10 protein-coding genes are annotated in these 11,712 nt (G+C 58.5%); 8 read left to right on the top strand and 2 right to left on the bottom strand.

Going from position 1 to position 11,712, the window contains the following annotated elements; genetic code table 11:
• Window positions 1–337: 337 nt before the first annotated feature.
• The 8 genes from LUN51_RS16740 to tusA all read left to right on the top strand — a co-directional run bounded on the left by LUN51_RS16740 (window position 338) and on the right by tusA (window position 8,626).
• The gene (locus LUN51_RS16740) at window positions 338–1,051 is read left to right on the top strand and encodes a response regulator (protein WP_277812138.1); all 714 of its coding nucleotides are present in this window, start codon (window positions 338–340) and stop codon (window positions 1,049–1,051) included.
• A 47-nt stretch (window positions 1,052–1,098) separates the two neighbouring features.
• Window positions 1,099–2,490, top strand: coding sequence for an ATP-binding protein (locus LUN51_RS16735; RefSeq protein WP_277812141.1), 1,392 nt, complete (start codon window positions 1,099–1,101; stop codon window positions 2,488–2,490).
• A 359-nt stretch (window positions 2,491–2,849) separates the two neighbouring features.
• Window positions 2,850–4,103 carry an ABC transporter substrate-binding protein gene (locus LUN51_RS16730; protein WP_277812137.1) on the top strand — a complete coding sequence of 418 codons (1,254 nt, stop codon included), beginning with the start codon at window positions 2,850–2,852 and terminating at the stop codon, window positions 4,101–4,103.
• 72 nt (window positions 4,104–4,175) lie between these two features.
• A complete protein-coding gene (locus LUN51_RS16725) occupies window positions 4,176–5,105 on the top strand; it encodes a carbohydrate ABC transporter permease (protein WP_277812136.1) in 930 nt (309 codons plus the stop codon).
• Window positions 5,098–5,976: a carbohydrate ABC transporter permease gene (locus tag LUN51_RS16720; RefSeq protein WP_277812135.1), complete on the top strand. Its 879-nt coding sequence runs from the start codon at window positions 5,098–5,100 to the stop codon at window positions 5,974–5,976. The genes LUN51_RS16725 and LUN51_RS16720 overlap by 8 nt, the downstream gene beginning before the upstream one ends.
• Window positions 5,977–5,990: 14 nt before the next feature.
• Window positions 5,991–7,124: an ABC transporter ATP-binding protein gene (locus LUN51_RS16715; protein ID WP_277812134.1), complete on the top strand. Its 1,134-nt coding sequence runs from the start codon at window positions 5,991–5,993 to the stop codon at window positions 7,122–7,124.
• A 116-nt stretch (window positions 7,125–7,240) separates the two neighbouring features.
• Window positions 7,241–8,314, top strand: a complete 1,074-nt coding sequence (rlmM, locus tag LUN51_RS16710; protein ID WP_277812133.1) for a 23S rRNA (cytidine(2498)-2'-O)-methyltransferase RlmM — start codon at window positions 7,241–7,243, stop codon at window positions 8,312–8,314.
• A 57-nt stretch (window positions 8,315–8,371) separates the two neighbouring features.
• Window positions 8,372–8,626 carry a sulfurtransferase TusA gene (gene tusA / locus LUN51_RS16705; RefSeq protein WP_040239149.1) on the top strand — a complete coding sequence of 85 codons (255 nt, stop codon included), beginning with the start codon at window positions 8,372–8,374 and terminating at the stop codon, window positions 8,624–8,626.
• Between the two features lie 12 nt (window positions 8,627–8,638).
• On the opposite strand, the gene LUN51_RS16700 is transcribed toward tusA, so the two are convergent.
• Window positions 8,639–9,340, bottom strand: coding sequence for a hypothetical protein (locus tag LUN51_RS16700; RefSeq protein WP_277812132.1), 702 nt, complete (start codon window positions 9,338–9,340; stop codon window positions 8,639–8,641).
• A 167-nt stretch (window positions 9,341–9,507) separates the two neighbouring features.
• Window positions 9,508–11,685 (bottom strand): TRAP transporter permease, encoded by a 2,178-nt coding sequence (locus LUN51_RS16695; RefSeq protein ID WP_277812131.1) that lies wholly within the window; start codon window positions 11,683–11,685, stop codon window positions 9,508–9,510.
• Between the last annotated feature and the right edge of the window lie 27 nt (window positions 11,686–11,712).

Below are 11,712 nucleotides of genomic sequence, written 5' to 3'. Positions count from 1 at the left end.
GCTTCCCCATGCGAGAGTAGGTCATCGTCAGGCATTTCTTCTAAAACCCCAGCTTCGAAAGAGGCTGGGGTTTTTTTCGTTTAGGGCAGAAAAAACAACGAGTTTGATGCTGGCGAATGAAAAACTACTACGCCGAGTATCGTCAAAGCGTTCATAAAACTCACTCATATTGCGTATGTACGTTATATTCCTCCCCCTTTGGTCGTGTCGCGCCATGATTCGCTTGATGCGTAGGGGAGGCCATCGCATCATCGATAAAGAATCGCGACGATAACCAACAAATATCCGCAGTGCCTTCTGTCGAATTGAGAAGCAGCGGCAGGGAGCGTCTCCCACTATGACGATGAATCATACGACAGTGGCTGTCATCGATGACGACGCCGAAATTCGTGAACTGTTGCAAACTTACCTCGAGCGACATGGTTTCAAGGTCGTATTGGGGGAAGACGGCGATGCCTTACCTACCTTGATACGCGATGAAGACCCCGACTTGCTGATACTCGACATCATGATGCCGGGAGAGGATGGATTATCGCTTTGTCGCGACCTTCGCCACCACAGTAGCTTGCCCATCATCATGCTGACCGCCAGCGTAGATGAAACCGACCGTATTCTCGGACTCGAACTCGGAGCCGACGACTATTTGGCCAAGCCGTTCAATCCGCGTGAACTGCTGGCGCGCGTCAAGGCGATATTGCGCCGAGTTAAACCATTACCGGCCGCGGCTACACGCATTGTCCGATTCGGGCCTTGGTCGTTAGATAGGATTACGCGTGAGTTAATCGACGATGCGGGTAACCGAAGTCATCTATCAGGCGCGGATTATCAGCTACTCGGCGTGTTTCTTGATCATCCCGAGCAGGTGCTGTCCCGCGAGCGCTTGTTCGATCTTAGCCGAGGACGCCGGGCGCCGCCCTTGGATCGCTCCATCGATGTACACGTTTGTCGCTTGCGCCAGCGCTTGGGAGAAGATGCCCAGCATTCGCAATTGATACGTACCGTGCGCGGAGCAGGTTATGTCCTGGCCACTCCCGTGGAATCAGTGATGTGAAGCGATGGTGGCGCCCGCGAACCCTTAGGGGTCGCTTCGTATTGATTATGTTGCTGGGCGTGTTGGGCGCTCAGGTTGCCAGCTATGGGATCTGGAGTTGGCAGGAAAACCGCGAGCGCCTGATGAGGCTCGATACCCTATCGCATCATCTTGCCGAAAGTTTGGCCGCCACTGTACGTTACTTCAGTTCCTTGCCGTATGAGTATCGGCATATCGTGCTCGATCAATTGCGCGATATGGGGGGGACTCGCTTCTTTGTCAGCGTCAACGACCATCGCATCGCCTTGCCGAGTACCCGTGGAGGCAGTGCGCGCGAGATGGTGGCCGCTAATTTGCGAGATGGACTCGTGCAAGAGCTTGGGCAGCGTGAGATGTATATCGGGTTTTCACGGCCCAGCGATCTGCGTGTGTTCAATAATGAAGTCCCCCTAGCGGAGCTCCCCGCACATTGGGCGCACCGCAGCTTGGCTATCACACCGTTGTCGACGCCCATTCTCGTCGTGCAAATGCCCCTCGAAGGGGGGAATTGGTTGTTCGTCGCGACCTCCCTTCCCATGGCGGAGTCCCTGGAAGACGCCACTTGGCTATCCGGGGATCGGCTCTTTGTCTCCATCGCCGTATTATTGACGGTCATCGCGCTGTCGTTATGGGGAATACGCTGGTCGACGCGGCCGCTCTCGATCCTGGCCAAGGCGGCAAGACGTCTGGGGGACGATCTTGAATCGCCGCCGCTTGCCGAACGCGGGCCACGTGAATTGCGCGATACTGCGATGGCGTTCAATCGCATGAGCGAACGGATTCGCCATCAGGTTGAGGAACGTGAACGCTTGTTTTCCGCCATTTCGCATGATCTCAAAACCCCCATCACACGCTTACGCCTGCGTGCTGAGATGCTCGACTCATCCGCCCAGCGCGAGGCTTTCATACGCTCCCTGGATGAAATGGATCAGTTGGTGAAGGGGGCCTTGGCTTCGGTGAAAGGGTTAGATCTACATGAGACGGCCTCTGCGATCGATGTAGACGCACTGGTGAAAGACATCATGAAGGATCTTGCTGTACATGAAGGTGCTTCGATCCATCTTGAAGGGCATGCGGGATGGCTGTCGGCGAAGCCCTTGGCACTCAAGCGTTGTCTGGCCAACCTCATAGAGAACGCCATTTTTTATGCACAGCGTGTGGATATCGCACTTCACCGGAATTACGAGCATATTACCATCTGCATCAATGACGATGGGCCGGGCATTCCTCAGGCACAGCGGGAGCGTGTCTTCGAGCCTTTCGTGCGGCTCGAGCCCTCTCGGAGTCGTCACACGGGCGGTAGTGGCCTAGGGCTTTCCATTGCTCGGCATATCGTGCGTGCCCATGGTGGGGAGATCTACTTGAATGAGGCCAGCGAAGGAGGATTGAGCGTTCAGCTAAGCATTCCCTTGGCGCATTGAACTCCCTGACGTTGTAGCTGCGTGGCATATTACAGGGCTGCAATATGTCGCCAAGACTTTGTAGGACTCGGTAACCCAAACGCATGTTGGCATACGCTACGCTCGAAGCCAGGGATCGGGGCGTTCGATCCGCTGGCTCATGGTCTCCAACGAGGGACTGACGTCATAACGATAACAGCCGCGGATGGCGTCATTCATTCGAGCGTGAAAAATGCCGGGCGTGACTGCCCTTTGGGCTTTCTGTCTCCCTTCCTCGCCCCGTCGACGCTTCGTCGCCCGCTCCCGAGACTGGTAAGACACGAGGCCCCCCTCGTGATTGAGCGACCCATGTCGCGATAACAACCATAAGGAGTTACGCCATGAAAACTATCCATGCGCTCGCCGCAGGTGCTCTGCTGGCTGCTGCCGTGGGACAGGCCAATGCCGCTGAAATCGAGGTCCTGCATTGGTGGACCTCGGGTGGCGAAGCCAAGGCCGCCAACCTGCTCAAGGAAAAACTCGAGACCAAGGGCCACACCTGGAAAGATTTCGCGGTTGCCGGTGGTGCGGGCGATAGTGCTATGACGGTACTCAAATCGCGTGCGATTTCGGGAAACCCTCCGGCGGTAGCGCAAATCAAGGGGCCCTTGATTAAAGAGTGGGGTGACATGGGGTTCCTCGGTAACATCGATAAAGCCGCCGAGGCCGATGGGTGGGACGACTTCCTTCCCGAGGAAATCGTTGCCGCCGACAAAGTCGACGGTCACTATGCCGCAGTCCCCGTCAATATTCACCGTATCAACTGGATCTGGGCCAACCCCGAGGTTCTAGAAGATTCGGGCGTTGATCACGTGCCGCAGACCTGGGACGAGTTCTTTGACGCGGCCGACAAGATTCGCGAGGCGGGCTACATTCCGCTCGCTCACGGTGGCCAGCCCTGGCAGGACGCGACCGTGTTCGAAGTGGTCATGATGGGGATCGGGGGTGGCGATTTCTATCGCAAGGCGTTCGTCGACCTGGACCCTGAAGCGCTGACCAGCGATACCATGATCGAGTCGCTCAAGACCTTCAAGAAGCTACGCGGCACGATGGACGAAAACATCGCCGGCCGTGACTGGAACATCGCTACATCGATGGTCATCAATGGCAAGGCGGCCATGCAGATCATGGGCGACTGGGCCAAGGGCGAGTTCACCGCTGCAGGCATGACGCCGGGCGAGGACTACGAATGCGTTGCCCCGCCGATGACTGAAAACATGTTTTCCTACAACACCGATAGCCTGGCCATGTTCGATGTCGACGACGAAGGTCAGCAACAGGCCCAATTGGACTTGGCGAGTATCGTTCTGTCGAAGGATTTCCAGGTTCAGTTCAACCAAGCCAAAGGGTCGATCCCGGTGCGGTTGGATGTCTCCCTCGACGATTTCGATGCCTGCGCCAAGGCTTCGCGTGAAGCCTTTGATGTCGCCATGGACGAAGATGCGCTGGTGCCCAGTCTGGCTCATGGCATGGCGGTGTCGGACAGCCAGCAAGGTGCGGTATTCGATGTCATCACCAACTTCTTCAATGATCCTGACATGAAGGCCGAAACTGCCTCAGAGCGATTGGTCAGCGCCGTACGCGCGGCCGAGTGAGGTGAGTCGTTGCTCGCTGCCGGGGCTTGAATCGGTAGCGAGCAATCGTGTCTTGTCAAAAGGATATCGTCGATGCCATCAAAAGTATCTGCGCCTGCTTCCGGAGAGCGACGACACCGTCGCTCTCTGGCGGGCCATATTGAACGTGTATTGCCCCGTCTGGTTGTCGCGCCCTCGCTCGGGGTGGCGTTGTTTTTCGTCTATGGCTACATGCTCTGGACGTTTCTACTGTCATTGACCAACTCGCGGATGTTGCCGCAATACGATTTCGTGGGGTTCGCGCAGTACGCGCGGCTTTTTGCCAATGAACGCTGGCACGTGGCGGCTACTAACCTGGTGGTATTCGGTGGCTTGTTCATCGTGAGCTGTCTGGTGATAGGGCTACTGCTCGCGATATTTCTCGATCAGCGTATCCGACAGGAAGGCGCGCTGCGCACGATTTATCTCTACCCAATGGCGCTTTCCTTGATCGTGACCGGTGTCGTCTGGCGCTGGTTGCTCAATCCAGGGCTGGGTATCCAGGCGATGGTGCGTGGCTGGGGGTTCGAAGACTTTACCTTCAACTGGCTCGTCGATAGTGATATGGCGATTTACACCCTGGTGATCGCTGCCGTATGGCAAGCGTCCGGGTTCGTGATGGCCTTGTTCCTGGCCGGTCTCAGGAGTATCGACGACAGTCTCTTTCAAGCAGCGGCGCTGGATGGTGCCAGTTTGCCGCGTATCTACACACGCATCGTCTTGCCGAGCCTGCGTCCTGTAGTGTTCAGCTCTGTGATGATTCTCGCTCATATCGCCATCAAGAGTTTCGATTTGGTCATGGCGTTGACGGGAGGCGGCCCCGGCTACGCGACCGACCTGCCCGCCACTTTCATGTATGCACACACCTTTACACGGGGGCAGATCGGCCTGGGTTCTGCTAGCGCGATCATGATGCTGTGCGGCGTGTTGGCGATCTTGGTGCCGTATCTGTATTCCGAATTGCGAGGGCAGCGACATGGCTAACATGGTACGTCGACATACAACCTCCGCACGGCTATGGCGCGCTGGGCTATATACGCTGCTGATCATGGCGGCGCTGGTGTATTTATTACCGCTCGTGGTAATGCTTCTGACATCGCTGAAGCCCTTGGATGACATTCGTGCCGGCGGCCTCTTGTCGCTGCCCAGCACGATTTCCTTCGAGGCCTGGAGCAAGGCATGGGGTTCGGCCTGCACCGGTATGCGCTGTAATGGCATGTCGGGCTACTTTCTCAACTCGATAGCCATCGTCGTGCCCGCCGTGGCGATTTCCTCTTTAGTGGGCGCGCTTAATGGCTATGTATTGACCAAATGGCGTTTTCGCGGCGCGAACCTGTGTTTTGCACTGCTGCTATTCGGCTGCTTCGTGCCGTTCCAGGTGGTGCTCATGCCCATGGCGAGAACGTTGGGCTGGCTGGGGCTGGCCAGTTCCACCAGTGGTTTGGTGCTTGTACATGTGGTGTATGGCATCGCGTTCACGACGCTTTTCTTCCGTAACTATTACGTGTCGATACCCGATGAAATGATCGCCGCCGCCAAGCTCGACGGAGCGGGATTCTGGCGTATTTTTTGGCGCATTCTGCTGCCGGTATCGGGTCCCATCATCACCGTGACGGTCATCTGGCAATTCACTCAGATCTGGAATGATTTCTTGTTTGGGGTGTCGTTCGCGGGCTTCGACTCGCAGCCGGTGACGGTGGCACTCAACAATATGGTCAATACCTCCACCGGCGTTAAGGAGTACAACGTCGACATGGCAGCGGCCATGATCGCCGCCTTGCCGACATTGGTGGTGTACGTGCTGGCCGGAAAATATTTCGTGCGCGGGTTAACCGCGGGATCCGTCAAGGGTTGATTACAGAGGTCATTATGTCCGCTTTGAACATCCGTCACGTCAACAAGACATTCGGTAGCACGCAGGTACTCAAGGATATCTCCCTGGCGATCGACTCCGGGGAGTTCCTGATCCTGGTCGGTCCCTCGGGCTGCGGGAAATCGACATTGATGAATACTATTGCAGGGCTCGAGCCCGTTACCAGCGGCGAAATACGTATCGGTGATGAAGATGTGACCTGGCATACGCCGTCCGAGCGCGATATCGCCATGGTGTTTCAGTCCTATGCGCTCTATCCGAGCATGAACGTGCGGCAGAACATTTCCTTCGGGTTGGAGATGCGCAAGATGCCCAAGGCCCAGCGCGAAGAGGCGGTCTCGCGCGTGGCTGAGCTGTTGCAAATCACGCCGCTGCTTGATCGCAAACCTTCACAACTATCGGGTGGGCAGCGCCAGCGCGTGGCCATGGGCCGCGCCTTGGCGCGTGAGCCGCAGATCTATCTGTTCGACGAACCGCTCTCGAACCTGGATGCCAAGCTGCGCGTGGAAATGCGTACCGAGATCAAGAAATTGCATCAGCGTCTCGGGACCACCATTGTCTATGTCACGCACGATCAGATCGAGGCCATGACGCTGGCCGATCGAATCGCGGTGATGCGCGATGGAGAAATCCTGCAACTAGGTACGCCCCACGAAGTGTATAACGATCCTGTGGACATGTTCGTGGCAGGCTTCATGGGCTCGCCATCGATGAACTTCCTTCCCGTCACGCTCGTCAGTCATGCAGGCGCAAGCGGTTATGCCTTGCAAATCCACGATGAGGAACAAGGCGGGGCGGCGTTGACGTTGCCATGGCCAGTGGAGCGTGACACTCAGGAACTTTCGTCCCGCGTCGGCGAACGTCTGATCTTGGGATTGCGGCCCGAGCATTTTCTCGAAGACGACGCCATACAAGAAACGTCAGGTGAGGGTACGCGGCTTGAGGTGACGGCGACAGTAGTCGAGCCGACAGGTGCGGATACCTTGCTGCAGGCGTGGCTGGGTGGCAACGAGGTAACGGCCCGCCTCGGTCCGAAGAGTCGCGTAGTAGCGGGAGACCGCGTGGCATTGCGCGCCGACTTGAGTCGCGCCGTCTTGTTCGATGAAAAGACTCAGCGGCGCCTAGCGTAGTACGGCGTCAGACGCGCGTGGCACGACCAGTGACGGAACAGGGCGCGGAGCAAGATTGCTTGCCTCGCGTACTCTCCGCTCGTTAGACTGCCGCCCCGCCGATTCTGGAGTCCAACATGGCCGTCTGTCCGCACGAGTGGCTACTCTATTGCCGTCCCGGTTTCGAGAAGGACCTGAGCGCCGAACTCTCGGACAAGGTCGCCGACATGGGGCATGTGGGATACCCCATCGCGGCGCCGGGCAGCGGCCATGTGCGTTTCGTACTCGACCCCGCCACACCTGCCAATGACGTGCATCGTCGCCTACCGCTCGAGGCTCTGGTGTTCGCGCGACAATCGCTGGTGGCGTTTCCGCCCTTGGAAGACTTGCCACGCGACGACCGGCTGACGGCGATCGTCGAGCTCGTCGTCGCCAGCGGCTGGTCGTTCGAATCGGTCTGGCAGGAAACGCCGGATACCAACGAAGAGAAGGCGCTGGCCGGTTTGATGAAAGCCTTGAGCAAGCCGTTGGAAAGCACGCTCAAAAAACGCGGTGCGCTGCGTCGTAAGGCGGGTGGCCGGCGCTTGCATCTATTCTGGACGGCGGGGGATCGTGTCCAGCTGGCGATCAGCTTCCCCGGTAACCGTGCCGAGCATCTCGGCGGCATATGGCGCCTGAAGTTCCCGCGTGAAGCGCCGAGTCGCTCGACCCTCAAGCTCGAAGAAGCCTGGCATGTCTTCGTACCGCGTGACGCCTGGCCGGCACGCCTCAACGATGCCATGCAGGCGGCCGACCTCGGCGCCGCCCCCGGAGGCTGGACCTATCAGCTCGTGCGCCAAGGCATGTATGTCTATGCCATCGACAATGGCCCCATGGACGCAACGCTGATGGCCACGGGGCAAGTCGAGCACTTGCGCGAGGATGCCTTCGTCTGGGAGCCCCCGATGCGCCTAGACTGGTTAGTGTGCGACATCGTCGACAAACCCATGCGCGTCATCGACATGGTGGAGCGCTGGTTGATCAAGCAGTGGTGCCGTGAAGCGATCTTCAACCTGAAACTGCCCATGAAGAAGCGCTGGGAAGAAGTGGCACGTTGCCTGGCACGCCTTGAGGATAGCCTGCATCGAGCCGGTGTGCGGGCACGGATACGCGCTCGACACCTTTACCACGATCGCGAGGAAGTGACCGTGCATGTGTACTTGCAGGATTGAGGTCGCCACGGCGATAGCGCATCATCTAACCTGAGCGAACACGAGGTTACGTCACTTATGTCCGATCCCGATACGTCCCTGCCCACGCCGGATGCCGTGCTGGATACTTCCGGCCTGTATTGTCCCGAACCGATCATGATGATGCACAATCAGGTACGGGACATGAACGTTGGCCAACTTCTGGAAGTCATCGCCACGGACCCCGCCACGACGCGCGACGTCCCCAAGTTCTGCACCTTCCTGGGCCATGAACTCGTCGCCCAGTCGCAGGAAGAAGACGAGCGTTACCGCTATGTCATTCGTCTAGCGTGACGCCCCTCTCCGTCAAGACGATGAGGAAGGCGTCGTCATCACGGCGAGGGCCTCCATTGTGGTGGGGTCCTGTTGCTTGATCTGATTGGCGATATGACGCTGGAAGTAATACACCGTCGCATGGCGGCTATGGCCGGCATAGAGGCAGGCATCGCCAGCCACGATCGGCGTCTGCTCGACACGTTTTTCATCGACGAGTAGCGATTCCACATTGCCGTCGTTGTACAAGCGCCAGCCAAATACCTGCTTGAGTTGCCAGCTCTCCCCGTCGCTGGCGAGGCACAGCGCATGCGTACCCTGGGTATCGGGCAACTGCTGTATCAGGGTCGGTGCCGACGTTTCTTCGTAATCGAAATACGCGGCGGCATGTTCCAGTTCATAGACTTTATGCTCGGGCGGCGAGTGGAAGATTTCTTCCGTTTCGGGATCGCGATAACCGAAAAAGTGCCCATGATCGGGACTGTCCATCTCATGGCAGGCGGTCAGGGCCTCCATCCAAGGCACCAAGCCAACCACCTCGCCGCTTTCGCGTAGTCCCCAAGCCAACAGCGGCATGCCATACAGTGTCTCTGGGTCCGAAGCCAGATGATACAGCATCTCGAGGCCATCCAGTTCAGGCGCCAGGCGTAGAATGCGGCGTTGTGCCTGACGTCGCTGCCTCATGGTGTCCAGGTCAATGACCCGGGCGGTGCGTGGGGACGAAACGATACCCATGGCAACCTCCTTGCGCAGCAGTAGTAGGCCAAGACCTAGCTTCACTATTAGCACAGGCCAACGTGGAAAGTTAAGCACCAGGGCAGTGTTTTTTCGGTTACCACACGTTACGCCCCCAAACAGTTAAGCTGAATGGGGGCGTTTTGGGGTGGGGCAGGCCCAGGATGCTAGCGCGGCGTGGCGGCAGACGTGCCATTACGAGCGCGTTGCATGGCATAAAGTCCCACTCCGATCATCAGGCCGATGATATCGGTGTAGATGCCGCCATAAATCATGCACAGCGCACCTATCAGCATCACCAGGCGCTGCCAGGCCTTGACTGGTCCGAAGAGCCACGCCTGCACGGTGGCTGACAGCAGCACGATGCCGAGCGTCGCGGTGATGCCGACACGTAGGATCTGTAGCCACGAGCCCTCCATCAGCATGGCCGGGCTGTAGAAGAACATGAACGGCACGATGAAGGCCGCCAGGCCGATCTTGAACGAGGCCACGGAGGTCCCCATAGCGTTGTCGCCCGAGATTCCCGCTGCCGCGTAGGATGCCAGCGCCACTGGCGGTGTAATGGCTGACACGACCGCGAAATAGAACACGAAGAAGTGCGCCACCAGTGGCTGAATGCCGATGTCGATCAAGCCGGGGGCCACCACGGATGCCGCGACGGCGTAAGCGGCAGTGGTCGGCATGCCCATGCCCAGCAGGATACTAATGCACATGGCGAAGACCAGCGCTAACAATTGGCTGACGCCGGCCAGGCCGAGCAGCAGCGACGAGAAGCGCGCTCCAACCCCTGTCAGCGCTATCACGCCGACGATCAACCCGGCACAGGCGCACACGGCGATGATCTGAATCGACATCGTCCCGGCCAGCTGCAGCGCCTTGAGGATGGCGCGTATTCCCATCTTGTTAGGCGAGACCCAGCTCACCACGGCGGCGGATGCCGTCGCCAGCGTGCCCGCGCGAATCACCGAGTAACCCATGAACAGCGCCGCGATCAAAATGATGATCGGTGCAAACAGGTAGACCTGTTTGACGAGCTTCGAGAAGCGCGGGATCTCGTCCTTGCGCATGCCGCGCATGCCTTTGCGGGCGGCCTCGAAATCGACCATGAAATAGACTGAGGCGAAGTACAGGATGGCCGGAATCAGGGCGGCGATGGCGATTTCGGTGTAAGGGATACCGGTGATCTCAGCCATGATGAAAGCCCCGGCGCCCATGATCGGGGGCATGATCTGCCCGCCGGTGGAAGCGGCTGCCTCGATGGCCCCGGCGCTGCGTGGCGGATAACCCACCTTCTTCATTAACGGGATGGTCAACGAACCGGTGGAAACCACATTGCCGGCGGAGGTGCCATTGATCATGCCCATCAAGCCAGAGGCGAAAATGGAGACCTTGGCGGGCCCGCCTCGCGCACGCCCGGCGGCGGCGAAGGCGAAGTTGACGAAATAGTCACCGACCTTGGAAGCCTGCAGAAACGCCGCGAAGATGATGAACAAGATGATGTAGGTCGAGGAAACGGCAGTGGTAGGGCCGAGAATGCCGGCATCGGTGTAGACCTGGCTAAAGAAGCGCCCCACCGAGAGGCCCGGGTAGCCGAGAAAGCCTGGAAGATGCGGGCCGACGAAGACATAAACCAGAAAGATCGTTGAGATGGTCACCAGCGCGAGACCGGCGACGCGGCGCGTCAGCTCGAGAATCAGCAGCGAGCCGGCAATGGCCGCGTAAGAAATCCCCATTGGGGCGAAGGGCGTGCCGGTGGAGGCGCGTAGCTGGCTGTTGAACATTACCAGCAGATAGCCGGCCACGGCCAGTGAGCAGACCATCAACACCACATCCGCCGGCGACAGCCCGTCGCGAACCTGACGATAGCTCCATGACAATACGATGCCCGCCACGGTGGCCAGCAGCAACGGATAACCATAGTGCCAGGCCTCGATTTCGGGGGCGATGCGCATGGCGCCGTCGTTCATCGTTTGATACATCATCGCCGCCCGCACCAAGGCGTAGAGCGCAGGGATCAACATGGCGTAGCTCAACCAGCGCATCCAGGCACTCGAGCGTGCTTGTGGGGTCTCGGCGAATTGTGTGCCGGCGTAGAAGCCATAGCCCAGTATCAGGGCACCGGCGATGTGCAGAATGCGAAACGACCAAGTCTCAAGAGGGTAGATGTTGAGCGAGATCAAATGAAATAGTGAATAGGCGATGGCCAGGGCGCCGAACAGCCACCATTGCCATCCGCCGTAGAGGCGTCGGTTGGATTCGACGGCGACCTCGTCGACACCGTCGGCATTGACGGACTGAACGACGTCGTCGGCCCCCTCGTCACGGGATTGAGAATGTTGAGACATGAAAACACCCTTGGGTGTGAATGGGAT

This window comes from Chromohalobacter canadensis, from assembly GCF_029544075.1.
Lineage (GTDB): Bacteria > Pseudomonadota > Gammaproteobacteria > Pseudomonadales > Halomonadaceae > Chromohalobacter > Chromohalobacter canadensis_A.
The sequence above is the reverse complement of the archived record's forward strand: the minus strand, read 5'-3'. Positions and strand labels throughout refer to the sequence as shown.

Coding starts and splice junctions, on each gene's coding strand:
- LUN51_RS16740 (WP_277812138.1), top strand. CDS start 338: ATGACGATGAATCATACGACAGTGGCTGTCATCGATGACGACGCCGAA.
- LUN51_RS16735 (WP_277812141.1), top strand. CDS start 1,099: ATGTTGCTGGGCGTGTTGGGCGCTCAGGTTGCCAGCTATGGGATCTGG.
- LUN51_RS16730 (WP_277812137.1), top strand. CDS start 2,850: ATGAAAACTATCCATGCGCTCGCCGCAGGTGCTCTGCTGGCTGCTGCC.
- LUN51_RS16725 (WP_277812136.1), top strand. CDS start 4,176: ATGCCATCAAAAGTATCTGCGCCTGCTTCCGGAGAGCGACGACACCGT.
- LUN51_RS16720 (WP_277812135.1), top strand. CDS start 5,098: ATGGCTAACATGGTACGTCGACATACAACCTCCGCACGGCTATGGCGC.
- LUN51_RS16715 (WP_277812134.1), top strand. CDS start 5,991: ATGTCCGCTTTGAACATCCGTCACGTCAACAAGACATTCGGTAGCACG.
- rlmM (WP_277812133.1), top strand. CDS start 7,241: ATGGCCGTCTGTCCGCACGAGTGGCTACTCTATTGCCGTCCCGGTTTC.
- tusA (WP_040239149.1), top strand. CDS start 8,372: ATGTCCGATCCCGATACGTCCCTGCCCACGCCGGATGCCGTGCTGGAT.
- LUN51_RS16700 (WP_277812132.1), bottom strand. CDS start 9,340: ATGGGTATCGTTTCGTCCCCACGCACCGCCCGGGTCATTGACCTGGAC.
- LUN51_RS16695 (WP_277812131.1), bottom strand. CDS start 11,685: ATGTCTCAACATTCTCAATCCCGTGACGAGGGGGCCGACGACGTCGTT.